The following is a 24,930-nucleotide window of genomic DNA, read 5'->3' on the forward strand; positions in this document are numbered from 1 at the left end:
GGAGGACCCTGGCGGGCCATCCCCTACGGGTGAAAGGTGACCACCACCCCCCGCTGGGTCCCTAGTCGTGGCCGGTGCGCCGGCTTCCCATGGTGAGTACGTCCTTCCCATGGCGCATGGGCCATGGGAAGGACGTGTTCATCAACTGAACATGATCATTCGCCTCAGGCACGCGCCACGGCCAGGCCCGTGAGGGGCACCCTCACCGTGTCCTGGCGCGGTGAGGGTGCCCCTCACGGGGTCCCTGGCCGCCGCTCTTTTCGAATGAACGTGATCAGCGGGGACACGCCGAGGGTGCTCAGGCAGCCGTCCCCGCGTCGGCGGTCAGGCCGACCGTCTCGACGCCCGCGACCGCGCACTCCTCGTCGCGGTCGGAGGTGTCACCGCTGATGCCGACCGCGCCGATGACGTCCCGGGTCTCCGGGTCGCGGACGAGCACGCCGCCGGGTGCCGGCAGGAGACCACCGGGCGCGAGTGCGGCGAGCGCGGCGAAGAACTCCGGCTGCTTCTGCGACCTGCGCGCGATCTCGCGGCTCGGCAGCCCCATGCCGAGGGCTCCCCACGCCTTGCCGGACGCGATCTGCGGCCGCATGATCCCCGAACCGTCCTCGCGGTGCAGCAGCACGACGTGCCCGCCCGCGTCCAGCACCGCGACGGTCAGCGGGTCGTAGCCGCGTTCGAGACGCAGCTCGAGCGCGTGGGCCGCGATCGCCTCGGCCACCGCCAGGCCGAGACGCCCGGCACCCGTGGACCTTCCTTCTGACGCCATGACTTCCTCCTCGTACGTTCCGCCCCCGACCTCACCACACCCCGACACCTCACGGTGCCACCACCCCGTGACCGCTTCCTCGCTCCGACTCCGCGATCCTGTGGACGCACCACAGCAGCACCGCGGACACGGCGCTCAGGACGGCCGTCGTCACCCACAGCACCTGGTAGCCGACGGCGTGGGCGACGTGCCCGAGCACCAGCGGGCCGAGGAAGCCGCCCGACGCGAATCCGGTCATCAGCACGCCCGTCGCCCGCGCGGCACCGGCGGGGTGGCCCACGACGACCGCGTAGTGCAGCAGGCCCGACCAGGCCCAGCCGAGCCCGTACGCGACGATCGCGCCCGCGACGTACGCCACGGTGTTCCCGGTGCCGACGAGCAGGTGTCCCACCGTGCCCGCGATCAGCAGGCCGACCGTGAGCGGCACGGGTCCTGGACCCCGCGGCCGGTCCATCAACATGCCGGCGCCGATGCGTCCGAGGAGTCCCATGCCGCTGGCGACCGCCAGCGTCAGGCCGGCCGCACCCTCGGCGACCCCGGCCCCGTTGGCGCCGTAGTCGACGAGGAAGGTGCCGAGGGAGTTGCCCGCGGCCCCGCCGCAGCCGGCTCCGACCGCCACCACGACGAGCAGGCGCGGGCCTGCGATCCCCCCACCGCGCACCGGGCGCGCCTCGCGTGGCTCCTGCGGAGCGACCCGGGCGGCGGCGAAGACCAGCAGGAAGGTCGGGACCGCCGCCGCGAGGAACGACCAGCGCCAGCCCACCGTCAGCGCGACCGCGGGGACGGCGAGACCGGCGAGCAGCCCCGCGAGGGCCGGGGCACTCTGCTTGACCCCCATCGACAGGCCGAGCGGCACCCGCGCGCTCTCGGCGGAGAGCAGCTTGTTGGTCGACGGGTGGACCGCGCCGTTGGCCAGGCCACCGACGGCCAGCGCGAGGGCGAGGTGGACGACGGACTGCGCGGCGGCGACGCCGGCGAGCGAGGCGCAGCTGACCACCATCGTCGCGACGAGGCTCACCCGCACGCCGGCACGCTCGACGAGGCGGCCGAGCGTCGCGGACGAGAGTGCCGTGAGGCCGAAGAAGAGCGCGACCGCGTTGCCGAGCGTCGCCGGGCTCAGCCGCAGGTCGGCACCGATCTGCACGGCCTGGGCGCCGACCAGGAACAGCGGGGAGATCGACGCCGTCGTCGTCACCGTCGCGAAGAGCAGCGGCCGGCCGGCGAGGGCGACGGCCAACCGTCAGAGACCCATCGTCTTCGCGATGATGTTTCGCTGGATCTCCGACGTGCCCGCGCCGATCGTGCCGAGACGCGAGTCGCGGAGGTGGCGCTGCAGGTCGTACTCCATCGTGTAGCCGTAGCCGCCGAGGATCTGCACGCCCATGTCGGCCACCGCCTTGTACGCCTCGCTCACGTAGAGCTTCAGTATCGCCGCGTCGCGGACCGTGTTGGTCCCCTGGTCGAGGCGTTCGGCGTAGCGGTAGACGAGGGTCCGGGAGATGTCGACCATCAGCTGCATCTCGGCGAGCTTGTGACTGACGGCCTGGTACGCCCCGATCGGCTGCCCGAACTGGTGGCGCTCCTTGGCGTACGCGAGCGCGTCGTCGAGCGCCGACTGCGCGGCGCCCATCCGCGCGGCCGACAGGCACAGGCGCTCGAACTCGAGCACGTCCATGAGGACGGGCCAGCCGTCGTCCTGCGGACCGATCCGGTTCTCCGCGGGCACCTCGACGTCGTCGAAGTGCAGCACGGTGGTGCCCAGCGGCCAGTGCCCCAGCGTCTCCAGCGGCCTGGCCGTGAGACCGGGGCTGTCGGTCGGCACGAGCAGCAGCGTGATGCCGTGGTGCTTGCGCTTCCCCGTGCTCGTCCGCGTGACAGTCAGGACGTAGTCGGACACCTTGAACCCGGAGCAGAAGATCTTGCCACCGGTGACCCGGTATCCGTCGCCTGTCGGTGTCGCCGCTGTCCTGATCGCCGCCGCGTCGGAGCCGGAGTCGGGCTCGGTCAGCGCGAAGCACACCGAGATCTCGCCGCGCGCCAGCGCCGGCAGGAACCGTTGCCGCTGCTCGGGTGTGCCGTGCGTGCCGAGTGCGTGCGCACCGTGGCCGAGGTTGCGGAAGGTCCAGAAGGCGAGGTCGAGGAATCCCCTGCCGAGCTCCTCGAGCAGCGTGGCCACCGTGGACGTGCCGGCACCGCCGCCGCCGTACTCCTCCGCGACGTTGACGCCCAGGTACCCGAGCTGTCCCAGCTCCTTGAACGCCTCGACGGGTGCGCGGTGCTCGCGGTCGCACTCGCGCACGTACTCGCGCGGGTAACGCTTCGCGAACAGGTCGCGCACCGTGCTCCTGAGCATCTCCTGCTCGTCGGTGGTCTCGTTACCCTTCATGGCACCACTCCTTCGCCGTGTGGACGCGCACCGACCTCCGCGTCGGCCTGGGGCTCCCAGACGCCGATGAGGCCGCGTTCGGCCAGTCCGGAGATGGTGGCGTCGTCGAGGCCGAGCCGGTCGGCGAGCACCTCGGCCGTGTGCTGGCCGATCATCGGTGCCGTCGCGTTGGGGAACGTCCAGTCCTGGTACTGGATCGGGCTCGCGGGATAGCGCACCGGGCCCAGCTCCGGATGGTCGTAGCTGCGGACGAGCCCGCGGGCGACGACCTGCGGGTCGGAGAAGACCCCGTCGAAGTCGTTGACCGGGGCGGACGGGATGTCGTACTCGTCGAGCACGGCCATGGCCTCGTCCTTCGTCCTGCCGCCGAACGCGTCCTCGAGCACCGAGGTGACGAACTCGCGATTGGCCACCCGCGCGCTGTTGCCGGCGGTACGGGCGTCGTCCTTGAGGTCGGGGCGCCCGATGGCATCGCACAGCCGTCGCCAGAACTTGTCCTCGCGTGCCGCGATGACGACGTGGCCGTCCTTCACCGACAACGCCTGCCACGGCACCATGTGGGCGTGCGCGGTGCCCTGACGGGTGACCGCGCGTCCGCTGTTGAGGTGGTCGAGCGCGTCGTACGACAGCATCGAGACCAGCGAGTCGAGCATGCCGACGTCCGCGTGCTCGCCGCGGCCGTGCAGCAGGCGACCGCAGAGCCCGCCGAGCACGGACACACACGCGAAGAGGCCACCGGCGATGTCGGCGAGCGGGATGCCCACCCGCGACGGCGGGCCTTCGGGCTCACCGGTGACGTGGAGGTGCCCCGAGAACGCCTGGATCACCAGGTCGAACGCGGGCCTGTCCTTCGCCGGGCCGTACTCACCAAACCCGGTGACCGACGCCGTCACGAGGTCGGGGTTACGTTCCTTGAGCGTGTCGTGGTCGATGCCGAGGCGCTTCATCACGCCGGGCCGGAAGTTGTCGATGACGACGTCGGCCTGCTCCACGAGGCCGTAGAACAGCGCGCGGCCCTCGGCGCTCTTGAGGTCGAGCGCGATGCTCTTCTTGTTGCGGTTCATGAACAGGTGGATCGAGCTCTCCCCTCGCCATGGCGCGATCGCCGCGTTGCGGTTGGCGTCGCCCTTCAGCGGCTCGACCTTGATGACCTCGGCACCCATGTCCGCGAGGATCACGCCGCCGTAGGTGCCCGCGATGACCTGGCCGAGCTCGAGGACGGTGATCCCGTCGAGCATCCCGCTCATGGGCACACTCCTTCTAGGCCGGCCGACGAAGGGAGACGATCTCGCCCGTGCGCACGGACTCGTCGATCGCCAACGACACCTGCAGTACGTCCTGACCCTGCTGACCGGTGGCAAGGATCGGATGGACCCGGCCGGTGCCGACGCTCTCGACGAACGCGTGGGTCTCGTCCTTCATGGCACCGAAGTACTCACCGAGCGCCCAGTCTCCCGGCATCGCCGAGCCCAGCATCGCGACGTTCATGCTGACGTCGGGCGTGTACGGCGACGGCACGGCCTGGTCCGAAGCGAGCAGGATGTCCCTGTGGTCGTCCTTGACGCTGAGCACGCCGGAGCGTCCGAACAGCTCGAACTCCATGGTGGCGACGTACGCGGGCCAGTACTCCGGCAGCTCCCAGCTCACCCCGAGGTTGGCGACGGCGCCGTCGTCGAACGTCAGCACGCACCACGTCGAGTCGGGGGTGCCGTGCTCGTCGAAGATGCGGCCACGCGCGCCCTGCGCGTACGCGCTGACCGGCCACCGGCCGGGGAGGTACCACAGCAGCAGGTCGATGCAGTAGGTCAACGTGTTGATCGACGGCGTCGTAGTGCTGGCGCGTGAGATGACCGCCTTGGCGACGGCCTGGGTCAGGTAGATGGAGGCATGCGCGCTCGTCACCTCGCCCAGGTAGCCGTCGTCGACGTGCTGCTTCATCGCGAGGAAGCGACGGCGGAAGCGCTGGGTGAACCCCGAGTAGAGCGCGACACCCTTCGCGTCCGCGGCCGCGACCAGCTTGTCGCCGTCCTCGGGGAGGATCGCGAACGGCTTCTCGACGAGCACGTGCCTGCCCGCGTCGATCGCCGCGATCGACGGGTCGAAGTGGGCGTCCTCCGTGGTCGCGACGATGACCGCGTCGATCGCGTCGCTGCGGACGAGCTCGGCCGCGTCGGTCGTCCACGCGTCTGCCTCGCAGTCCTCGGCAAGCGCCCGCGCCTTCGCCTCGTCGACGTCGCAGACCGCGAGGTAGCCGACCGACGGGTGCCGGTGGGCGATCTGCGCGCGCAGGCGCCCGATCGTGCCGCAACCGATGATCGCGACGCCGACGCCGCCGGTGATCTGCCGACTCCGTGCCATGTCGTCACCTACCTGTTCCGTCAGCGCCGCGCCGCCTCGGCGCGGGCGATCACCTGTCGCGCCCGGCGCGCGACGGCGTAGTCGACCATCCGTCCGTCCACACCGATCGACGCGGACCCGTTCGCCACCGCCTCCTCGAACTTCTCCAGCACCATCCGCTGGTACGCCACCTCGTCGTCGGTGGGCGTGAAGACCTGGTGGATCACCTCGACCTGCGCCGGATGGATCGCCACCTTGCCGACGTAGCCGACGCGCTTCGCGAGCTCGCACTCGGTGCGCAGCGCGTCGAGGTTCCTGAAGTCCATGAACACCGCGTCCATCGGCCGCTCGATGCCCGCCGCACGCGCCGCGATGACGACCAGCGAACGCGCCGTCAGCAACGCGGTGCCGTCCGGCGTCCACTCGCACCCGAGGTCGACGACGAGATCGCCCTCCTCGCCCGACCCGAACAGGACGGACCGGATGCGCGGGCTGCTCGTGACGACGTCGTTGATGCGGGCGACCCCGAGGGCGCTCTCGACGAGCGGCACGATCTCCGTCGAGCCGGCCTCGCGGCCCGCGTCGAGCTCCAGAGCCGTGAGCGCGCCGTCGATGCGCCGCAGCAACTGCGGATCGTCGGCCTTCGGCAGCACCACGCCCGCGACGCCGGCCCGGCCGGCGGCCACCACGTCGGGCCAGAGGAACTCGGTGTCGCCGCCGTTGAGCCGGACGAACACCGGCACCTCCGCCTGCTCGATCTCGCCGAGGTTGTCCCTCGCCTGCGGCTTCGCGGCGACGGGGACGGCGTCCTCCAGGTCGACGATGACCGCGTCGGTCCCCGACCGCGTCGCCTTGCCGACCAGGTCGAGCCGGTTCCCCGGCGTGAACAGCATCGAACGGAAGGCACGCACCCCGCTCACCTCGTCCCACTCATAGGCAGGCTCACGACGGCGGTACCCGTCGTCGTCCGCTCCCCCGACTCGGCCCGCTCCATCCACATCTCGACGGTCGCCGTCGCGTCGTCGACGGCCTGCAGCCGACCGCCGATGACGACCTGCTCGTCGACGTGCAGGGCGGCCAGGTGCCGGTAGCTCACCGACGTCAGGCGCGCACCGTCGACGAGCGCGTCACCGAGCACCTGGAACAAGTGCACCGCCTGCAGGGGACCCTGCACGAGCAGCTCGTCGTGGCCTTCGACGTCGCGGGTGTAGCGCTGGTCGTAGTGCACCCGGTGCGGGTTCCAGGTGGCCGCGCTGAACAGGAACAGGTCCTGCGTCCGGTACGTCCGCGTCGCCTGCGGGACCGTGCCCTCGCGCAACACTTCCGCGGGTTCCATGCGGCTGACCTCCTCAACGGAAGATGCGGGTGAAGTGCTCCACGACGTACGGCTCGTCGGCGGCGTCGGCGTACCGGTACTCGAACCTGACGAACGTGAGGGTGCCGCTGCGTCCCTCCTTGCGGACGACGGACTCCGCGTGACGCGTGCACGTGACGACGTCGCCCGCGACGAACGGCCGGTAGAGCTCCGCTGTCGTCTCCCCCGCCATGGCCTGGCGGAACGAGATCGGCGGGATGTCGCGCAGCGGTGTGCCCTCGTCGTGCAACTCGTGCTGCGGGACGAGGTGGAAGACGCCCGTGCGCAGCGCGACGTAGTACAGGTCGGGCGCGACGACGTCGGCATGGCCGCGGGCCCTGGCCGCCGCCGCGTCGAAGTGGACGTCGTCGGTGGCACCGATCGCGACGGCGAACCGCGCGATGTCCTGAGGGGTGACGGTGACGGTGCGGCTGGTGCGGGCCGCACCCGGCCACTCGGCGAGGTCGAGACCGTCCGTCTCGGCCGCGTTCGCCGACGAGGCCGGCACGCTCATGGGACCCCCAGAGGCCGCAGGATCATTATCGCAACACTGTCTCATTCTAGTGTGAGACACCGGGGCAATGCGGCGCAAGGGTCCGAGGGGATCGGGCAGGCAATCCGTCTCGGATCAGCAATACGAGACATTGTCTGGAGATGCCTGGGGCGCACGAGGTCAGTGGTGGGTGCCGCTGCGGATGTGCTCGAAGATCAGGTGGGTCTCGGTGTTCGCGACGTCGGGGTCGGCACTGAGCCGGACGACGAGGTCGCGCAGGTTGTGCGTGCTGGTGGCGGCGACGTGCACGTAGAAGTCCATGGGCCCACCGAGGAAGAACACGTTGAGCACCTCGGGGAGCTCGGCGACCCGCGGCGCGAACCTCGTGATGTTGCCGCGCGCATGGGCCTGCAACCGCACCGAGATCATCGCCTCGATCTCGCGGCCGAGGGCCGCGGGGTCGATGTCGGCGTGGAAGCCGCGCAGCACCCCGCGCTCGCGCAGCGCGCGTACCCGTCCGAGGCAGGTGGACGGGGCGATGCCGACCCGCTCCGCCAGGGCGTTGTTGGGCAGCCGCGCGTCCCGCGCGAGGTGGCGGAGGATGCGGTGGTCGATCTCGTCGAGCACGGGAGCCCGAAGATCCTTCGGAGCAGCGGTGCCGAGCGATCGGGCGTCCGATGATTGCGCTGACATGTGCCCGACTCTATCGAATCTTCGAACGACTCACTGGCGCCCGACCCTCCGATGATTCATGATCATGCCTATCCGTGAGGCTCTTGTTCTAAGAGGCTCTTGTGCTGAGGAGGACGTGTGCGAGTCGGTGTTCCGCGCGAGGTGAAGGACCACGAGTACCGCGTCGCTCTCACCCCCGCCGGCGTGCGTGAGCTCGTCACCCACGGGCACGAGGTCGTGGTCGAGGCGGGCGCCGGTGCCGGGTCCGCCATTCCCGACGAGGACTACCTGGCGGCCGGCGCCAAGATCCTCGACTCGGCCGACGCCGTGTGGGCGGCCGGCGAGCTGATCCTCAAGGTCAAGGAGCCGGTCGAGCAGGAGTTCCACCGGCTGCGCGACGACCAGGTGCTGTTCACCTACCTCCACCTCGCCGCCTCCCGGGAGTGCACCGACGCGCTGCTGGCCGCCGGCACGACCGCGGTGGCGTACGAGACGGTGCAGTTGCCGGACCGCTCGCTGCCGCTGCTCGCACCGATGTCGGAGGTGGCCGGAAGGCTCGCCACCCAGGTCGGCGCGTACCACCTGATGCGGCACGGCGGCGGTCGCGGCGTGCTCATCGGCGGTGTACCAGGGGTGCATCCGGCGAGGGTCGTCATCATCGGCGCGGGAGTGTCGGGGCGCAACGCCGCCGCCATCGCGGTGGGCATGCACGCCGACGTGCTGCTCCTCGACCGCGACGTGAACCGGCTGCGGGAGGTCGACACCGCGTACCGCGGACACGTCACGACGGTCACGTCCAACGCCTACGCGCTCGAGGCCGCCGTCCTCGAGGCCGACCTGGTGATCGGCGCGGTGCTCGTGCCGGGCGCCAAGGCACCGACGCTCGTGAGCAACGACCTCGTGTCGCGGATGAAGCCCGGCTCGGTGCTGGTCGACATCTCGATCGACCAGGGCGGCTGCTTCGAGGACTCCCACCCCACGACGCACGCCGAGCCGACGTACCCCGTGCACGGGTCGCTGTTCTACTGCGTCGCCAACATGCCGGGCGCCGTGCCGCACACCTCGACCCACGCGCTGACCAACGTCACGCTGCCCTACTGCCTCGCACTCGCCGACCGCGGCTGGCGCGCGGCGCTGCGCGGCGACCCCGCCCTCGCGCTCGGCCTCAACACGAGCGGGGGCGCACTCACCAACGCGTCCGTCGCCATGGCGCACGGCTACGACGCCACCCCCGTCGCGCAGCTCCTCGGCTGAGGCGCCCTCACCACAACCGGGGACCCCAACGGGCGCCGGCACCACGACCGGGGGCCCCGGCTATGCCTCTGCCGGGGGGATCACCGGAAGCAGGAGGTAGGGCTCCTTGCCCGCGGCGAAGTGCAGGGTATTCGTCCCGCCGAACACCTCGGCCGGGCGGTCGTCGGGGTTCGTGTGGGTGAACGGGCCGATGCCCTTCAACGGGTACATCGCACCGGGTACCACGGTGCCGTCGTTCTCGTAGTCCCTGCCGCGCACGTTCAGCGCGAGGGTGTAGCCGACGGGGACGACCAGGCAGGTCGGCCAGATCTCGACGTCGAGCTCCACCGGCACGCCGGGCTCCAGCGGCCACGACTCGTCGTGCGGGTGGTACGGCCGGCCCGGCGTGTTGCGCGACTCGTCGAGTTTGCGCTGCGACGCGCGCAGCCAGCCCAGGCCGACGGGCGTGCGCGGGTCGTTGGAGCCGACGAAGGTGACCTCCTCGCCCTCGGGGTCGAAGACCTGCAGGACGAGGAAGACGTCGGCATCGGCGGTGTCGGACGACACGAACAGCTTCGCCGCGACGGGACCGGTGATCTCCAGCTGCTCGGTGAGCGGCGGGGTCCGGAACGTCACGCCCTCCCCCGTCGTGTCGTACGAGACGTCGTCGCCGGTCGCCGCCTGCTCGCCGAGGCCGTGCTCACCGGGGTCGAGGTAGAACCTCGTCCAGCGCGTCCGAGCGAGCGGCCACTCGCGCTCCGCGCGGGTGACGAACTTCTCGCCCGGGTGCCGCACCTGCAGCTCGACGGGAGGCTGGTCCTGCCAGCCGGTTTCCTCGTCCCTGAGGAAGTGGCCGAAGAACCGCTTCTGCAGGGCGACGCCGCGGTCGCTGTAGAACGGCGAGAAGTGCGAGTCGCCGTGCATCTCCAGCCACTTCTGCTCCGACGCCGACGCCAGGTAGCCCTCGAGGTTTCCGCGTGGGTGCAGGCCCTGCCCACCCCAGTTGCCCGCGGACAGCAGCGGGACGCTGATGCGCTCGTAGTTCGGCGAACGCTGCCGGTAGTACTCGCCGTCGAGCGGCCGCGCGAGGACGTCGCGTCCTGGCTCGGCGCGGTTGCTCACGAGCACATCCTCGGCGATCGTCTCCGGGCCGGCGACCGTGTCGCCCGTCACCGGGTTGCGGAACCCGCGGTCGCCGACGCCGTGCTGGACGCGGACGACCTGCCGGGCGTACCAGGCGCCGAGAAAGTCGCAGAGGATCCCGCCGTGCCGGCACAGGTCGCGGTAGTGGTCGGCCGCGCCCTCCCACACGCAGATCGCCGACAGGTGCGGCGGTCGCAGGGAGGCGATGTGCCACTGGTTCATCGCGTAGTACGAGATGCCCAGCAGCCCGATCCGCCCGTTGCTCCACGGCTGCGCGGCCGCCCACTCGATGCACTCGTAGAAGTCCCTGGTCTCCCGTGGCGACCAGACGTCGAGGTACCCGGGCGTACGGCCCGCGCCGCGCGAGTCGACCCGCAGGCAGACGTAGCCGTCGGGCACCCACTTCTCCGGGTCGACGAGCTCCCAGTTCTGGTACGTGTTCGTCGTGCCCTCGGCGACCTCCGGGTAGGCCGCGATCATCCGGTCCCAGTTGCCCTTGAACCCCTCCTGGAACGACAGGCCCTTCGCGTACGGCCCCATCGCCATGATGACGGGGTACTCGCCGTCCTCGACCGGACGGAAGACGTCCGCGCGTAGGACGAGGCCGTCGTCGATCGGGATCGGCACGTCCCAGTCGACGGCAATCCCGTCGGACACGACGCTGCGGACCTGTTCCATGAGCTCTCCCGAGGTGTGCGTGCAGTGGAGGTGGACGATCAGGAGCGGGGTCGGAGGACGTCCTCGACCCAGTCCCACATCGCGCTGATGCCGATGCTGACGTTGTCGATCCGGCAGTGGTGGTAGCCGCCCTCCCCGCGCGTGAAGACGCGGAACGTCTTGTCCGCGGAGCCGACCGCGTCGAAGCAGCGCTGCGCGTCGCTGAGTGGCACCTGCTCGTCACCCTCGCCGTGGAGCAGCAGGAACGGACAGCCGATGCGCTGCACGACGCCGTCGAGGCGGAACGGCTCGAGGCTGGCCATCGCCTCCGCACGCGTCTCGACGCCGAACGCCCACAGCAGGTGCCGCCACGGGACGGAGAGCGACGGTGTCTGCGCCTCGTCGAGCCGGGCGAACCGTGCCGCCCAGGTCGCGTGGTAGTCCCACTGCGCGCCCCACGCCACGCAGCAGGCGAACCGCGGCTCGAACGCCGCCGCCCGCGGCGCGTAGTAGCCGCCAAGGCTGATCGCCATGACCCCGATGCGGTTCTCGTCGACGTCGGGACGCGCCGCCAACCACTCGTACGCCGGCGTCGCGTACCGCTCGGTCTCGTGGTGCAGTGGGTATCCGCGGAAGCGGATCGCCTCACCGTTGCCCGGTCCGTCGACGATCAGGCACGACACCCCACGGGCCGCGAGCTCGGCGACGCCCTTGAAGTACTGGATCTCCTTGGTGATGTCGAAGCCGTCGAAGTACACCATCGCCGGCGCAGGCGCGGTGTCGCCCGGACGCCGCTCCGCGTGGACGAGGAGGGCCGGCAGCGACCCGTCCTCGTACGGGATCTCGACGGGCTCGACGCGAGGCCGGTCGACGAGACCGACCGCGTCGCGGAAGCACGCGACGCCACGCTCGTACGCGGCGTCGCTCTCCTTCGTCTTCGGCTGAACGAACCGCTCGCCCACGTGGTAGTAGTTCGCGGCGCGGAAGAGGTACGATGCCGCGCTGCGCGCATGGCCGGAGGACCCGCGGTCGCGGCCGGCCGCCTCAACCGTCTCGGCCTCCGCCGCCCACTCACGGAACCACGCCTCGTCGTCGCCGACGCGGTCCTTCAGGCGCAGGCCGACCCGGTGCACCTCGCCGATCTCCGCCCCGCCCCAGGGTGCGGTGTTCAGCGCGATGAGCAGGCCGTGCGACCACCGGTAGTCGTCGGGGAAGTAGGTGAACGCCAGCTCGCCGTCGACCTCGTCCGTCATGGAACGTCCTCCTCCGTGCGTGTCAGTTGGGCTCGGCAATCCAGACCTCCGCGTCGAGATCGGGCGCGGTGTCGCCGGTGAGCCGGTCCCTCAGCCAGTCGGCCGCCGCGGCGAACATCTCGCCACGCTGCCGGCCGAGCGGGTGGAACTCGTTCTCGTAGACCCACAGCTCCTTCGGGCAGTCGAGCATCGTCAGGAGCTCACGGGCGTCGGACAGCGGGCACAACTGGTCGAACTCGCCGTGCATCAGCAGCGTCGGGCAACGGATGTCGGCCGCGAACCGGGCCAGGGTCATCCGTTCCGCCATCTCGTCGAACGCGGCGTCGTCATGGATGCCCGACATCTCCATGAAGTTCTTCCTGAACGCCGGCGGCGCGACGTTGAAGATGATGTGCTTGTCGAGGAAGCACCCCATGGCGGCGGCGCACGCCTTGACGCGCGGATCGCGCGCGGCGATGGTGGGCGCCCAGTAGGAGCCCATGCTGCACCCGAAGACGCCGATGCGCTCGTCGTCGATGGCCGGCTCGGTCGCAAGGAAGTCGAGGGCCGCCGATCCGGCTTCCGCGTAGTTGTCGGGTGTCACGTGCAGTCCGTGCAGCCACGTCTCGCCCTGGCCGGGACCGTCGATCGACAGGCACGCCAGGCCGCGCTTGACGAACCTGTTCTCCTGCAGGTTCGGGTACTCCTCCTTCACCATGTCCATGCCGGGCACGAAGACGACGCAGGGTGCGGGCTCCGTGCTGTCGGGAAGGTGCAGCACGCCGTAGACCGTGTGCTCGCCGAACGGGATCTCGACCCGCCGCACGGTGTACGGCACCAGGTCCACCGCCTTCGCGTACGCCTCGCGCATCCGCTCGTGCGTCTCCGCGCTCTTGTTCCCCCAGAACGCCTTGCCGTACGCGAAGGCTGCGCGGTGGTAGAACTCGAGCGCGCTCTCGCGGTGTCCCTTCGCCTCGCAGCCCTCGGCCCGGCCCACCAGGTCCGCCGCGGTGACCGACCACGCCTTGCCGAGCATCTCGGTCGACCTGACCCTGGCCATCGTCCGCTTGTAGTCCTGCAGCCGCATGCCCTGTTCGAGCCAGCCGATGTACGCGTCGGGGAAGACGAGATCGAACCCGAGAGACGTGATCAGGGAGTCGGTCACCCACCGCTGCCCGCTCCGTCGCATGTCAGCCCTTGCCCTTCGCTGCGGCGTCGACCAGCGAGTTGTCGTACTTGGACTTGAGCTCTCCCGGAGGAGGAGCGTTCTTCAACCCCTCCTTCTTGATGTTCTCGACCGTCCTCTCGAGGAAGGCGTGGTCGATCCGCCCGTCGAGCGGCGACGCCTTCAGCGTCGTCACGAACTGGTCGTACGTCGCAGCGGCCGCCTTCTCCGAGACGTTCATCTCGGCCGCGATGTCGGCGACGGCCTTGTCCTTGTTCTTCGGGTCGTACAGCCACTTGACGCTGGCGAGATAGCCGCGCATGAAGTCGACGGCCACCTCGCGGTTCTCGTCGTACCACTCCTTGTTGGCGATGATCGAGCCCATGAGGACGTCGTGCAGGTTCGGCTGGTCCGACGCGGCGGCGATCGACTTCATCCCCTTGTCGACGAGCTTCTGCGCGTCCGGCTCGAAGCTCATCACGGCGTCGATCTGGTTCTCCAGCAGCGCGGTCGCGCGCTGCGGCGGCGGTCCCGCGTTGGTGAAGTTGTAGTCGCGCTTCTCCTCGAGACCGTGGGCCTGCAGCAGCAGCTTCGCGGTGAAGTAGTCGGCGCTCGCACCCATCCCGGTGACGCCGATCGTCTTGCCCTTGATGTCCTTCAGCGACTTGATCTCCGGCGACACGATCATGCTGTAGGGGTTGTTGGTGATCTCGGCCGCGACCATCTTCAGGCCGGGCTCCTCCTCCTGGGCGCTGAACACCTGCTCGGGCGCGGCCATGCCGAAGTTCACCGATCCGGACAGCAGCGCCGGCGTGATCTGGCCCGTGTTCTGGAACGTGACGATGTCGAGGTCGACGCCGTACGGCTCCATCAGCTTCTCGTCGCGCGCGACGATCAACCACAGGTGCAGGGAGTTGAGCGACGTCACGCCCACGGGCACCTTGTGCCGGCCGCCCTCCCCCGCGTCGCCACCACCTGGACCGCACCCGGCCGCCAGGACCGTGACCGCCAGCACGGCCGCGAGCCATCGAACCCACCTGTACGTGCGCATGTCGTCACCTACCTCTCACGTTCGTGGCGTACGGATCCGCGGGGCGCCGAACGTTGCGACGACCGCTGATGTGCTGGCTGTGGCAGTCCTGGCGGCTGCGCTACTTCTGCTTCGCCGCCTCCTCGACCAGTGAGTTGTCGTACCTGTCCGGCAGGGAGTCGATGGCGGGGGCGGCCTTGACGCCGGCGATCTTGGCGTTCTTCGCCGTCGTCTCCAGGAAGGCGGGGTCGATCCTGCCGTCCTTCGGGTAGGCCTTCAGTTCGGTGACGAACTTGTCGTAGGTGGCGGTCGCGGCCTTGTCCGACACCTTCATCTGCTTGGCGATGATGTCGACGGCCCGACTCTTGTTCGCCGGGTCGTAGAGCCACTCGACGCTGGCCAGGTAACCCCGGAAGAAGTCGACGGCCAGCTCGTGGTTGTCCTCGTCCTCGTACCAGCCCTGCTTCGCCATGTACATCGCGATGATCACGTCGTGCAGGTTGTCGAGCTCCGACGCCTCGGCGATCGACTTCATCCCCTTGTCGACGAGCTTCTGCGCGTCCGGTTCGAAACTCATCACGGCATCGACCTGACCCTCGATGAGAGCGGTCGCGCGCTGGGCAGGAGGACCGGCGTTGATGAAGGTGTAGTCCTGCTTCTCCTTCAGTCCCGCGTCCTCGAGCATCAGCACCGCGGTGAAGTAGTCGGCGCTCGCGCCGATGCCGGTCACGCCGATCGTCTTGCCCTTGAGGTCGTCGATCGTCTTGATGTTCGGCGAGACGATCAGGCTGTACGGGTTCGTGGAGACCTCGGAGCAGATCATCTTCAGTTCCGGCTCCTCGTCCTGCGCAGCGAACATCTGCTCGGGCGTCGCGGTGCCGATGTCCAGAGAGCCGGAGAGCAGTGCGGGGATGATCTGACCGGTGTTCTGGAAGGTGTTGATCTCCAGGTCGATGCCGAACGGTTCCATGAGCTTCTCGTCCCGCGCCATCAGGATCGGGAGGTGGAGCGAGTTGAACGTGGTCAGGCCGACCGACAGCGGCTGCAGGCTCTCGTCGTCGCCGTCACCGCCCGAGCCCCCGCAGGCGGACACGACGAGAGCGAGCACGCAGATCGTTGCCAGGCGCCGGGCCTGGCGGAAGGTGTCCATGGTGGTCCTCTCTAGGAGACTGGCGGCTCGTTGCTCGTCCTCGTGGTCATCTTCATCCCCATCGCGAACCGGACCTCCTCCTCGATCATGGTCCAGATGCGGTCGATGATCGCGACGAACTCGGGCGTCCGCTTCAGCGACAGGTCACGCGGCCGGTCGAACGGGACGTCGACGATCTCCTTGATCCGGCCCGGGCGTGCCGTCAGCACGATGATGCGGTCGGCGAGGAACGTCGCCTCGTCGATCTGGTGCGTGACGAAGAGCACGGTGCCGCCCGCCGTCTCGCTCCAGATGCGCAGCAGCTCGGTCTGCATGATCTCGCGGGTCTGCGCGTCGAGTGCGGCGAACGGCTCGTCCATCAGCAGCAGCTCGGGCTGGATGCAGAACGCACGTGCGAGGTTGACCCGCTGCCGCATGCCACCGGACAGCTCGTGCGGGTACGAGTCCTCGAAGCCCGCGAGCCCGACGAGCTCGATGCAGCGCATCGCCTGCTCGTTGGCGAGCTTCTTCGGCTTGCCCTGGAACTCCAGGCCCATCAGCACGTTCTTGCGCACTGTGCGCCATGGGAAGAGGCTGTCCTGCTGGAACACGACCCCGCGGTCGGGTCCGGGCGCCGTCTCCTCCCTGCCGTTGACGAGGAGCTGGCCGCGACTCGCGCGCTCGAGGCCGTCGGCCGTACGCAGCAGGGTGGTCTTGCCACAGCCGCTCGCGCCGAGGATCGCGACGAACTCGCCGGGAGCCACGCTGAAGTTGATGTCGCGCAGCACCTCGAGCACGCTGCCGCGCTGGCTGAAGTACTTCGAGAGCCCCCTGGCCTCGAGTCGCGGAGGGACCGTCGCGCTCGTCGAGGGCGTCACGGCATCTTGAAGTCGCGCCATGGGGCGAGCCACCTTTCGAAGCGGTACATCAGCTTGATCAGTGTCATGCCGATGATGGCCAGCACGAACACGCCCAACCACACGTCCGCGGTGGCGAAGTTCTGCGAGGCGGTGAAGACCATGTGGCCGAGTCCCGCGCGGGCACCGAAGAACTCGGCGACCACGACCGCGATCAGCGCGCGTCCGACGGCGAGCCGCAGGCCGGTCACGATGAACGGCACGGCCGACGGGATCAGCACCTTGGTGAAGATCTGGAACCGGCCGGCACCGAAGGAGTGCGCGCACTCGATCAGGTTGCGGTCGGTCGTCTTGATGCCTGCGGCGGTGTTGATGATCACGGGGAAGATCGCCAGCGTGATGACGACCGCGACCTTCGCCGTCAACCCGATGCCGAAGACCACGATGAACAGCGGCGCCAGTGCGATGAGCGGAGTGGAGTAGAGCGCCGACACCCACGGGTCGAGGAAGTCGAAGACCACCTTGGACGTCGCCATGAGCACGCCGATCACCACACCGGCGATCGACGCGATGACGAAGCCGATCGTGAAGCCCTGGAAGCTCGCGAAGAAGTCCGTCCAGAGCTGGCCCGAGCGCAGCGACGTCACGAACGCCTCGACGATCTCGCCGAGCGACGCCATGACGAGTCCGCTCGCGTTGGCCGCGGCGATCTGCCAGATACCGAGGCCGAGGAGCACGGTCAGGACGGTGTGGACGAGCACCGACCGTCTTCGGTACAGCCCTACCAGGCCGCGTCGCTCCGTCGCCTCGACCGGGACGAACGCACCGACCTCCCGCGCGTCGTCGTCGGACGTCGTGCCCGTCACCTTGCCCGGCATCATCGAGGCCTCCTCCGAAGAGCCATGCACATTACACAGTGCAGTATGTGCGCGGGGATGGCCGTCCGTCCATAGCTCGCGACACGACGGTCAGGACTCGGCGAGAATCGGGTTGGCCGCGAAGACCTCTTTGCGCCGCCAGTCCCGCAGCGTCCCCGGCTTGGTCCGCCACGGCGACTCACCCACGACCGTGCGGTCATGCTCCGCGCGCAGCCAGCGGATCCTGTCGATGTCGACCGTCGCGAGGTGGACGCCCTCGGCGTGCTCCTCGAGGAGAATCTGCTCGGGCCCGCAGATCATCGCGAACGCCTTGCGTCCCTCCTCGGGGATGTTCGAGCACAGTGCCGTGTACGCGAGGTTCTCGATCGCACGCGCCCACGCGAGCGTGCGCCAGGTCGCGTAGAGCGCGCCGCCGTAACCGCCGGGGAGCCGCTCCGGTCCGATCAGCCCTGCCGGCAGCAGGATGACCTCCGCCCCCTTCAGGGCGAGGATCCGTGCCTGCTCGGGGGCGTAGACCTCGCTGCACATGAGCAGACCCACCGTGCCGAGCTCCGTCTCGAAGACCGGCAGGTCGTCGGCCGGTACCCAGTCGAAGTCCCAGTACGCGCCGCCGCGGTAGATCCAGGGCGCATGGGCGGGGACGGTCCGCCGGTAGCGCCCCACCTCCACGCCGTCGGGCCCGAACAGCGCGAGCGTGTTGAAGCAGCGGACACCCTCCTCGTCGAGCGGTTCGGCGAACCCGCCGACGAGGTAGACGCCGTTGTCGCGCGCGATCTCCGCCAGCTCCCGGTCCGGAGTCCACCGGATCGGACTGCGCCACGACCCGGGGAACGTCTCGGGCAGGCAGACGAGCTGCGCTCCGCCCTCCGCGGCGCGTCGCACGTACGCGGCCGCGGCGGCGAGGTTGGCCTCCGCGGCGTCGTCGCCGAAGCGGGTGAGGGTGTTGACGACTGCGAGGGTGAATGGCATCGCGACCTACTTCACGGCGAGAGGATTCAGCGGGGACCCGACCGCGGCGGTGAACGGCAGGGGCGGGCCGCAGAACATGAACTCGTACACGCTGTCACCGGCGCAGTCGTCGGCGATCGCCTCGAGGTCGAAGATCTCGCCGACCCACAGGCCCATGTGCACGATGAAGACGATGTGCAGGGGCTGGAAGACGTCGGGGGTCTCGTTGGGGCGCACCTCCATGCCCCACGTGTCGGTCGCGACCGCGGCGATGTCGCGCTCGGCGATCCAGTCGACGCTTGCGAGCCCGAGGCCGGGAGCGGCGCCTCCCGCGTAGTCGCCCCACCGTCCGGCGGCGCGCACCGACGCCATGACCCCGGTGCGGACGAAGACGAAGTCGCCGGCGCCGACCTCGACGCCGCCGAACTCGGCGGCCCGCTGCAGGTCGTCCGCCCCGATGGCCGTCCCGGGCTCGAGCCAGGACAGGCCCTGGCTCCGCGGGACGTCGAGCAGGACGCCACGACCGACCATGCTGTCGGCGCCGTTGCAGATGTCGTTCTTCAACGCACCCTTGCTGCTGACCTGGTCGGCGCTGTAGCCGTTGTAGATCATGTCGTCGTAGACGACGTGGGCCAGCGAGTCCCACTGGGTGCCGCTCTGCAGCGGCATGATGACGATGTCGTCGGTGCCGCGGAAGTACTTGTCGACGCCCCCGTAGAAGTCCCTGACCGACGTCCCGACGAGCGCGTCGGCGCCGTCGCGCGTCATCAGGTGGATCGGGTTGAACCTGTTGAACGTGCCCTGCTGCGGCCCGTGCTCGTCGAACGGCAGGGCCATCGAGACGACCCGACCGGAGCGGACGAGGCGCGAGGCGGCGACGACCTGTTCCGGCCCGACCAGGTTGAGCGTGCCGCGCTGGTCGTCGGGACCCCACCGACCCCAGTTGGTGTGCCGACGGCACAGCTCCTTGACGGTCTCGATGGTCGGTTCCGCCATCTGCTCTCCTCCGCGTCGGTGCGGTCGGCTCGAGACGTCGGAAGCCGGACCGCGACAGGTGCACGCGGCGCGGTCCGAGAATCGTCTCAACAGTGCAACAGTGTCTCGTTATTCAGTGTCACCCGCGGACGTGTGCTCGCGCAAGGGGGCGCGCGGGACTTACGACGGAAACGGGTGCGCGCCGCGGGGCGCGGCTGCGTCAGCCCTCCGGGGTGACGGCGTGGCCGAGGCGGGCGGAGAGCTGGCGGCTCGCGGACCGGACGGCGTCGGCGATCTCGGGGGCCAGGCGCACGTCGAACCGCTGCGCCGGGCAGGTCAACACGATCGACCCCCGGCAGACGCCGCCGGCCGAGAAGAAGGGGGCGGCGATGGCGCAGCCGCCGATCACCCGCTCCCCCATGCTCATCGAGTAGCCGCGACTGCGGTCCTCGCCGATCTGGCGGCGCAGCTCGTCGGGCTCGGTGATCGTCTGCGACGTCACCGAGGCGAGCTCGGTGCGCTCGATGACCTCCTCGAACTCCTCGGGCGACAGTCCGGCGAGGATGGCGCGCCCACCGGCCCCCGCGTGCAACGGCGAGCGCTCGCCGACGTCGATGACGTAACGCACGGTGTGGTCGCAGTCGACCTTCTCCCGGAACATGATCTGGTCGAGCTCGCGGGTCGCGAGGTAGCAGGTCTCGTCGAAGCGGGCAGCGAGCGTACGGACGATCGGCTCGGCCGCCTCCCACATCGTGTCGCGGCCGTGGATGGTCGCGGCGAGAGCGAACAGGCGCGGCCCCGCGCGGAACCGTCCCGACACCTCCGACTGCTCGGCCACACCGAGCTCGCACAGCTGGTCGAACAGCCGCGACACCGCGCTCTTGTCGATGCCGGTGTCGCGCGCCAGCTCGCGCACGCCGATGCCGTGCTCGTGCGCGGCGAGCGCCTCGAGCAGACTCACGAGCTTGCTCGCCGTGCTGTGCCTGGTGAGGCGTTCCTCGGCCAGGCTCACGACCGTGACACCACCTGCCACATCGCGACCTCCCCGTATATGCGGAAACGGACGTCACCATACTCCGTCGGCATCAGGCTCGCCTGACGTCTGGTTCGCGTTCGACGCGGACGCCGAGCGCCCCCGGCACCAGGTCGCGCAACCTCGCCTTCTGCACCTTCGCCGTCGGCGTCTTCGGCAGCTCGCCGTCGACGAACTCAAGGTAACGAGGCACCTTGAAGTACGCCAGGCGCTCCCGGCACCAGTCGAAGATCCCGGCCGCGTCGACGTCGGCTCCCTGGTGGCGCACGACGTAGACGAGGACCTCCTCGTCGGTCAGCTCCGACGGCACGCCGACGACCGCGGCCTCGAGGACGCCCGGATGCTGTTCGATGATCCGCTCGACCTCCAGCGAGGAGATGTTCTCGCCACGGCGGCGGACGATGTCCTTCTTGCGGTCGACGAAGAAGTAATAGCCGTCGTCGTCGCACCAGGCACTGTCACCCGTGTGCAGCCATCCGTCGACGAGGGCGGCGGCCGTACGCTCCTCGTCGCCGAAGTACCCGGTCATCATCGCCGCGTTGCGCAGCAGCAGCTCGCCGACCACACCGGGGGCGACGTCGCGTCCCTCGTCGTCGACGATCTTCGCCTCGGTGCGCGGCACCGAGGGGTCGGGGTGATGCCGGGGCACGCCCATCGACCCGTCCCTGCGCACCTCGTCGAGCGGCTCGAGGAGGCCGAACGTCGTCTCGCTCATCCCGAACCCGGAGATCACCGTCATGTCGAACTTGCGCTCGATGTCGTCGCGCAGCTCGGGCGCGAGCGCGGGGACCCCGTACGCGAGATGCACGTCGTTGGCGCAGTCCTCGGGCGCCGGCGCCTTCTTCGACAGGATGACCGCCATGGCGCCGATCAGGTTGAAGACGTTGACCTTGTGCCGCCGTACGTCGGGCCAGAACGTGCTGGCGCTGAACCGCGGGGCGAGGACGACGGTGCCGCGCGTGCCGATGGCCCCCATGGTGGAGTACGACTGGGAGTTGATGTGGAACAGCGGCAGGCACGCGTAGATGCGCTGCCCTCGTGTCATCCGCATCCAGTACGGATACGCCTGGCCGGTGAGCACGAAGTTGCCGTGGGTCTGCATGACGCCCTTGGGGTACCCCGTCGTGCCCGAGGTGTAGATGAGGCTGATGACGTCGTCGGCGGCGAGGTCCACCCCGGGAGCGACGGGGTCGGCGGCCGCCATGGCCTCGCCGAACTCGTCATAGTCGGGGTGTGCGCCGACGACGAGGGTCTTCTCGAGCAGTGCCGAGGCGGCCGGGTCGACGGACGAGAACACGGGCAGGTGGTTCGCGCCGACGAGGGCCAGGCGCGTTCCCGAGTCGGACAGCAGGTACCCGGCCTCCGCCGCACGGAACGCGGTGTTGATCGCGACGAGGACACCGCCGATCTTGGCGAGCCCCAGCCACGCGTAGAGGAACTCCGGTGAGTTGTCGAGCATGAAGGCGACCCGCGGTCGCCCTTGCGGACACCGAGCGAGTGCCACAGCCGCGCGGCCCGGTCGATCCGCTCGCTGGCGTCGGCGTATCCCACCTCCTGCCCGTCGACCGTCCACACGAGGAACGGTGCGGCGGGCTCCTCCGCCGTGGCCTCCTCGAGGAAGGTGCGGACGTTCAGCGCGGCACGGTCCATGCAGGCCTCGAGACTGGTCGTGGGACGAATGCGAGACGCCGTCTTATTATCTCGACGAGCCGGTCGGATGGTCAACCGGACCGGTGACGGGGCGTACGGAGCGGGCGCCGGGACGGTCCACCGGATCCCCTGGGCCTACCCAGCCGGAGCCGCTCTACGCGGTCGACCCGGCACCCTTACCTGTCGGCGACGCGGACGTGGCGGAACTCGTCGCGCACGTGCGCGTTGAAGTAGCTCCCGATCGACGGGGCGGCGAGCAGCTCGTCGTGGACGCGTCTGGGAACCAGGAGGTAGCGGTAGACGTTGCCACTCACGAACTCGACCTCGAGCGTGCCGTGGTCGTCGTAGCCGACACTGCTCAGCACGCTCGAGTCGACCCGCCGACGCTTCATCGTCACCCGCCCCGTCCGAACGCACGCACCACGCGCCGAGGTGCGCTATATTTAGTCGGTTGAGGTGCACATAACGTTTGTGCGGAAACTACCAATACAAATGATAAAGGACCTGGGGGTTTGTTGTCAAACGACGAAATTCGCCGTGAGCAGGAGTACGTCTCGATGCTCTACGGCCGGCTCGACCGGCTCCGCGAACAGACCGCCACGCGCCTGACCCGGGTCCTGCGCACGCCGGGGGGAACCCAACAGGGCAGGTTCGAGCGCGACGCGTCGACCCACCAGTACACCGAACGGCTCGCCCATCTCGACGCGGTGGAGAACGGCCTGTGCTTCGGCCGGCTCGACCTGCACGGCGACGAGCGCCGCTACGTGGGGCGTCTCGGCATCCTCGACGACGAGGGCGACCACGAGCCGCTGCTGCTCGACTGGCGCGCACCGGCGGCCCGGCCTTTCTACCTCGCCACCGCGGCGACTCCCGAGGGGGTCATGCGGCGCAGGCACATCCGCACCAGTTTGCGCCACGTCGTCGACATCGACGACGAGGTGCTCGACGGCACCGTCGACGGCGCGGCGGTCCACGAGGGCCCGATCGGTCGCTCCGCGCTGCTCAGCACGCTCGACGCCGACCGCACGGGGCGGATGAAGGACATCGTCGAGACGATCCAGGCGGAGCAGGACAGGATCATCAGGTCCGACCGCACCGGCGTCCTCGTCGTGGAGGGCGGGCCGGGCACGGGCAAGACGGTCGTCGCCCTGCACCGCGCGGCGTACCTGCTGTACACGCACCGCGAGCAGCTCGCCAACCGCGGCGTCCTGATCATCGGCCCGAACAGCACGTTCCTCGACTACGTCGGACAGGTCCTGCCCTCGCTCGGCGAGACCGGCGTGGTGATGTCGACCGTCGGCGACCTGTATCCGGGCGTCCGGGCGCGTGACGCCGAGCCGGCCGCCGTCGCCGAGATCAAGGGCCGGCCCGCCATGTCCGACGTGGTCGCCGCCGCGGTGGCCGACCGGCAGCGGCTGCCCGACGACGCTGTCGACGTCCCGTTCGGCACCGAGACGCTGCGCCTCGAGCCGGACACGGTCCTCGCGGCTCGCGAGCGCGCCCGCGGCGCCCGCCGGCAGCACAACCAGGCCAGGCCGACGTTCATCGCGCACGTCCTCGACGCACTGGCCGAGCAGCTCGCCGACCGGCTCGGCGACGACCCGTTCGCCGATGACCCGCTGGGCGGCGACGACGCACCGGGTGTCGGGGCCCGCCTGCTCGATGCCCCGGACGTCGAGGCCATCCGCCGCGAGATGGCGTCCGACCCGGACGTGCTCGCGGCCGTCGACGAGCTGTGGCCGAGCCTCACCCCGCACCGGCTGCTGACCGACCTGTACGCGTCCCCCGAGCAGCTCGCGTCCGCCGCACCCGACCTCGCCGACGACGAGCGTGCGCTGCTGCGCCGGGAGCCGCACGACGGCTGGACGGCGGCCGACGTCCCCCTGCTCGACGAGGCGGCGGAGCTGCTCGGCGACGACGACGAGGCGGTCGCCGCGCGCGAACGGGCGAAGCGGGCGGCGGAGGAAGAGCAGATCGCGTACGCCCAGGGCGTGCTCGACATCTCGGCGGGATCGGGGTCGACCGACTTCGACGTCGACGAGGAATCGGAGATCCTGACGGCGTCCGATCTGCTCGACGCCGAGGACCTGGCCAGGCGGCACGAAGACGCGCGCACGAGGACGCTCGCGGAGCGTGCCGCGGCGGACCGCACCTGGGCGTTCGGCCACGTCATCGTCGACGAGGCGCAGGAGCTCTCGGCCATGGCGTGGCGCATGGTCATGCGGCGCTGCCCCAACCGGTCGATGACGATCGTCGGTGACCCGGCGCAGACCGGCGACCTCGCCGGCGCCTCGTCGTGGGAGCTGATGCTCGGCCCGTACCTGGCCGAGCGCTGGCGGCTCGAACGGCTGACGGTGAACTACCGCACGTCGGCGGAGATCATGGACCTCGCCGCGGACGTGCTCGCCGCGCTCGATCCCGATCGCGACCCGCCGCGGTCGATCCGCACGGGCGGGCCACCGCCGTGGCGGCTCAGGGCCGGTCACGGCGAGCTCGGCACGCACCTCGCCGAGGTCGTCGCGGGAGAGACCGGAGCGATCGGCGACGGCCGGCTCGCCGTCATCGCGCCCGCGGCACTCCTCGACGAGGCACGTACGGCCGTCCGCACCGCGGCGCCCGACGCGACGGCCGGCGACGTCCCCGACCTGGAGCAGCCCGTGGTGGTGCTCGGCGTCACGCAGGCCAAGGGCCTGGAGTTCGACTCGGTCGTCGTCGCCGAACCCGCCCGCATCCTGGCCGAGTCACCCCGCGGCCTGAACGACCTGTACGTCGCGCTCACCCGGGCGACCCGCCGTCTGGGCGTCGTCCACACCGGCGAGCCCCCGAAGGTCCTGAGCGCCGCAGCCGAGGAACGGACACCGGTGAGCTGACTCGTCAATAGGCTCGCCGCCCGCACCGTTTGATCACGTTCACGTGATCAACGTGGACTTCACCTCGTGCCGGGACGAGGTGAAGTCCACGTCGGTGAGGTGAAGCTCCACCGACGACC

Annotated in this window: 23 protein-coding genes; 2 read left to right on the forward strand and 21 right to left on the reverse strand. The window is 69.9% G+C overall.

Annotation, left to right across the window (positions count from 1 at the left end):
• Positions 1 to 298: 298 nt before the first annotated feature.
• The 9 genes from GEV10_19055 to GEV10_19095 all read right to left on the reverse strand — a co-directional run bounded on the left by GEV10_19055 (position 299) and on the right by GEV10_19095 (position 8,032).
• Positions 299 to 769 (reverse strand): heme-binding protein, encoded by a 471-nt coding sequence (locus GEV10_19055; protein ID MQA80549.1) that lies wholly within the window; start codon positions 767 to 769, stop codon positions 299 to 301.
• Between the two features lie 49 nt (positions 770 to 818).
• A complete protein-coding gene (locus GEV10_19060) occupies positions 819 to 2,006 on the reverse strand; it encodes an MFS transporter (GenBank protein MQA80550.1) in 1,188 nt (395 codons plus the stop codon).
• A 3-nt stretch (positions 2,007 to 2,009) separates the two neighbouring features.
• The gene (locus GEV10_19065; GenBank protein MQA80551.1) at positions 2,010 to 3,155 is read right to left on the reverse strand and encodes an acyl-CoA dehydrogenase; all 1,146 of its coding nucleotides are present in this window, start codon (positions 3,153 to 3,155) and stop codon (positions 2,010 to 2,012) included.
• Positions 3,152 to 4,402 (reverse strand): CoA transferase, encoded by a 1,251-nt coding sequence (locus tag GEV10_19070; GenBank protein MQA80552.1) that lies wholly within the window; start codon positions 4,400 to 4,402, stop codon positions 3,152 to 3,154. The genes GEV10_19065 and GEV10_19070 overlap by 4 nt, the downstream gene beginning before the upstream one ends.
• A gap of 13 nt (positions 4,403 to 4,415) precedes the next feature.
• Positions 4,416 to 5,513 carry a hypothetical protein gene (locus GEV10_19075; protein MQA80553.1) on the reverse strand — a complete coding sequence of 366 codons (1,098 nt, stop codon included), beginning with the start codon at positions 5,511 to 5,513 and terminating at the stop codon, positions 4,416 to 4,418.
• A 20-nt stretch (positions 5,514 to 5,533) separates the two neighbouring features.
• On the reverse strand, positions 5,534 to 6,403 hold the full coding sequence (locus GEV10_19080; protein ID MQA80554.1) for a CoA ester lyase: 870 nt from the start codon (positions 6,401 to 6,403) through the stop codon (positions 5,534 to 5,536).
• Between the two features lie 5 nt (positions 6,404 to 6,408).
• Positions 6,409 to 6,828: a hypothetical protein gene (locus tag GEV10_19085; protein MQA80555.1), complete on the reverse strand. Its 420-nt coding sequence runs from the start codon at positions 6,826 to 6,828 to the stop codon at positions 6,409 to 6,411.
• A gap of 13 nt (positions 6,829 to 6,841) precedes the next feature.
• On the reverse strand, positions 6,842 to 7,405 hold the full coding sequence (locus GEV10_19090) for a hypothetical protein (GenBank protein MQA80556.1): 564 nt from the start codon (positions 7,403 to 7,405) through the stop codon (positions 6,842 to 6,844).
• Positions 7,406 to 7,519: 114 nt separating this feature from the next.
• Positions 7,520 to 8,032, reverse strand: a complete 513-nt coding sequence (locus GEV10_19095) for a winged helix-turn-helix transcriptional regulator (protein ID MQA80557.1) — start codon at positions 8,030 to 8,032, stop codon at positions 7,520 to 7,522.
• 117 nt (positions 8,033 to 8,149) lie between these two features.
• On the opposite strand from GEV10_19095, the gene ald reads away from it, so the two are divergent.
• A complete protein-coding gene (gene ald / locus GEV10_19100; protein ID MQA80558.1) occupies positions 8,150 to 9,265 on the forward strand; it encodes an alanine dehydrogenase in 1,116 nt (371 codons plus the stop codon).
• Positions 9,266 to 9,325: 60 nt separating this feature from the next.
• Here the strand turns inward: ald and GEV10_19105 are convergent, their stop codons facing one another.
• From GEV10_19105 to GEV10_19160, 12 genes are all read right to left on the reverse strand, one after another.
• On the reverse strand, positions 9,326 to 11,065 hold the full coding sequence (locus GEV10_19105; GenBank protein MQA80559.1) for a CocE/NonD family hydrolase: 1,740 nt from the start codon (positions 11,063 to 11,065) through the stop codon (positions 9,326 to 9,328).
• 38 nt (positions 11,066 to 11,103) lie between these two features.
• On the reverse strand, positions 11,104 to 12,297 hold the full coding sequence (locus GEV10_19110) for a prolyl oligopeptidase family serine peptidase (protein ID MQA80560.1): 1,194 nt from the start codon (positions 12,295 to 12,297) through the stop codon (positions 11,104 to 11,106).
• 22 nt (positions 12,298 to 12,319) lie between these two features.
• A complete protein-coding gene (locus GEV10_19115; GenBank protein ID MQA80561.1) occupies positions 12,320 to 13,465 on the reverse strand; it encodes an alpha/beta hydrolase in 1,146 nt (381 codons plus the stop codon).
• A gap of 1 nt (position 13,466) precedes the next feature.
• Positions 13,467 to 14,492: a PhnD/SsuA/transferrin family substrate-binding protein gene (locus GEV10_19120; GenBank protein ID MQA80562.1), complete on the reverse strand. Its 1,026-nt coding sequence runs from the start codon at positions 14,490 to 14,492 to the stop codon at positions 13,467 to 13,469.
• Between the two features lie 100 nt (positions 14,493 to 14,592).
• The gene (locus GEV10_19125; GenBank protein MQA80563.1) at positions 14,593 to 15,621 is read right to left on the reverse strand and encodes a PhnD/SsuA/transferrin family substrate-binding protein; all 1,029 of its coding nucleotides are present in this window, start codon (positions 15,619 to 15,621) and stop codon (positions 14,593 to 14,595) included.
• An 11-nt stretch (positions 15,622 to 15,632) separates the two neighbouring features.
• A complete protein-coding gene (locus GEV10_19130; GenBank protein ID MQA80564.1) occupies positions 15,633 to 16,499 on the reverse strand; it encodes an ATP-binding cassette domain-containing protein in 867 nt (288 codons plus the stop codon).
• Positions 16,475 to 17,338 carry an ABC transporter permease subunit gene (locus GEV10_19135; GenBank protein MQA80565.1) on the reverse strand — a complete coding sequence of 288 codons (864 nt, stop codon included), beginning with the start codon at positions 17,336 to 17,338 and terminating at the stop codon, positions 16,475 to 16,477. Before GEV10_19135 ends, GEV10_19130 begins: the two co-directional genes overlap by 25 nt.
• An 87-nt stretch (positions 17,339 to 17,425) precedes the next feature.
• Positions 17,426 to 18,304: a hypothetical protein gene (locus tag GEV10_19140; GenBank protein MQA80566.1), complete on the reverse strand. Its 879-nt coding sequence runs from the start codon at positions 18,302 to 18,304 to the stop codon at positions 17,426 to 17,428.
• Positions 18,305 to 18,310: 6 nt separating this feature from the next.
• Positions 18,311 to 19,279 (reverse strand): cyclase family protein, encoded by a 969-nt coding sequence (locus tag GEV10_19145; protein MQA80567.1) that lies wholly within the window; start codon positions 19,277 to 19,279, stop codon positions 18,311 to 18,313.
• Positions 19,280 to 19,478: 199 nt separating this feature from the next.
• Entirely contained in the window at positions 19,479 to 20,291 is an 813-nt protein-coding gene (locus GEV10_19150; GenBank protein ID MQA80568.1) for a helix-turn-helix domain-containing protein, read from the reverse strand.
• Between the two features lie 52 nt (positions 20,292 to 20,343).
• Positions 20,344 to 21,750 (reverse strand): AMP-binding protein, encoded by a 1,407-nt coding sequence (locus GEV10_19155; protein MQA80569.1) that lies wholly within the window; start codon positions 21,748 to 21,750, stop codon positions 20,344 to 20,346.
• 367 nt (positions 21,751 to 22,117) lie between these two features.
• Complete coding sequence (locus tag GEV10_19160; protein MQA80570.1) at positions 22,118 to 22,333, reverse strand: KTSC domain-containing protein; 216 nt, start codon at positions 22,331 to 22,333, stop codon at positions 22,118 to 22,120.
• Positions 22,334 to 22,498: 165 nt separating this feature from the next.
• Here GEV10_19160 and GEV10_19165 point away from each other — a divergent pair, with 165 nt between their 5' ends.
• Positions 22,499 to 24,811 (forward strand): helicase, encoded by a 2,313-nt coding sequence (locus GEV10_19165; GenBank protein MQA80571.1) that lies wholly within the window; start codon positions 22,499 to 22,501, stop codon positions 24,809 to 24,811.
• Positions 24,812 to 24,930: the final 119 nt, after the last annotated feature.

The sequence above is a fragment of the Streptosporangiales bacterium genome, assembly GCA_009379955.1.
Taxonomy (GTDB): domain Bacteria; phylum Actinomycetota; class Actinomycetes; order Streptosporangiales; family WHST01; genus WHST01.

Excerpts from the sequence above, each read along its gene's own strand:
- GEV10_19055 (MQA80549.1), bottom strand. The coding sequence starts at position 769 with ATGGCGTCAGAAGGAAGGTCCACGGGTGCCGGGCGTCTCGGCCTGGCG.
- GEV10_19065 (MQA80551.1), bottom strand. The coding sequence starts at position 3,155 with ATGAAGGGTAACGAGACCACCGACGAGCAGGAGATGCTCAGGAGCACG.
- GEV10_19070 (MQA80552.1), bottom strand. The coding sequence starts at position 4,402 with ATGAGCGGGATGCTCGACGGGATCACCGTCCTCGAGCTCGGCCAGGTC.
- GEV10_19075 (MQA80553.1), bottom strand. The coding sequence starts at position 5,513 with ATGGCACGGAGTCGGCAGATCACCGGCGGCGTCGGCGTCGCGATCATC.
- GEV10_19085 (MQA80555.1), bottom strand. The coding sequence starts at position 6,828 with ATGGAACCCGCGGAAGTGTTGCGCGAGGGCACGGTCCCGCAGGCGACG.
- GEV10_19090 (MQA80556.1), bottom strand. The coding sequence starts at position 7,405 with ATGAGACAGTGTTGCGATAATGATCCTGCGGCCTCTGGGGGTCCCATG.
- GEV10_19095 (MQA80557.1), bottom strand. The coding sequence starts at position 8,032 with ATGTCAGCGCAATCATCGGACGCCCGATCGCTCGGCACCGCTGCTCCG.
- GEV10_19105 (MQA80559.1), bottom strand. The coding sequence starts at position 11,065 with ATGGAACAGGTCCGCAGCGTCGTGTCCGACGGGATTGCCGTCGACTGG.
- GEV10_19110 (MQA80560.1), bottom strand. The coding sequence starts at position 12,297 with ATGACGGACGAGGTCGACGGCGAGCTGGCGTTCACCTACTTCCCCGAC.
- GEV10_19115 (MQA80561.1), bottom strand. The coding sequence starts at position 13,465 with ATGCGACGGAGCGGGCAGCGGTGGGTGACCGACTCCCTGATCACGTCT.
- GEV10_19120 (MQA80562.1), bottom strand. The coding sequence starts at position 14,492 with ATGCGCACGTACAGGTGGGTTCGATGGCTCGCGGCCGTGCTGGCGGTC.
- GEV10_19125 (MQA80563.1), bottom strand. The coding sequence starts at position 15,621 with ATGGACACCTTCCGCCAGGCCCGGCGCCTGGCAACGATCTGCGTGCTC.
- GEV10_19130 (MQA80564.1), bottom strand. The coding sequence starts at position 16,499 with ATGGCGCGACTTCAAGATGCCGTGACGCCCTCGACGAGCGCGACGGTC.
- GEV10_19135 (MQA80565.1), bottom strand. The coding sequence starts at position 17,338 with ATGATGCCGGGCAAGGTGACGGGCACGACGTCCGACGACGACGCGCGG.
- GEV10_19140 (MQA80566.1), bottom strand. The coding sequence starts at position 18,304 with ATGCCATTCACCCTCGCAGTCGTCAACACCCTCACCCGCTTCGGCGAC.
- GEV10_19145 (MQA80567.1), bottom strand. The coding sequence starts at position 19,279 with ATGGCGGAACCGACCATCGAGACCGTCAAGGAGCTGTGCCGTCGGCAC.
- GEV10_19155 (MQA80569.1), bottom strand. The coding sequence starts at position 21,750 with ATGCTCGACAACTCACCGGAGTTCCTCTACGCGTGGCTGGGGCTCGCC.
- GEV10_19160 (MQA80570.1), bottom strand. The coding sequence starts at position 22,333 with ATGAAGCGTCGGCGGGTCGACTCGAGCGTGCTGAGCAGTGTCGGCTAC.
- GEV10_19165 (MQA80571.1), top strand. The coding sequence starts at position 22,499 with ATGCTCTACGGCCGGCTCGACCGGCTCCGCGAACAGACCGCCACGCGC.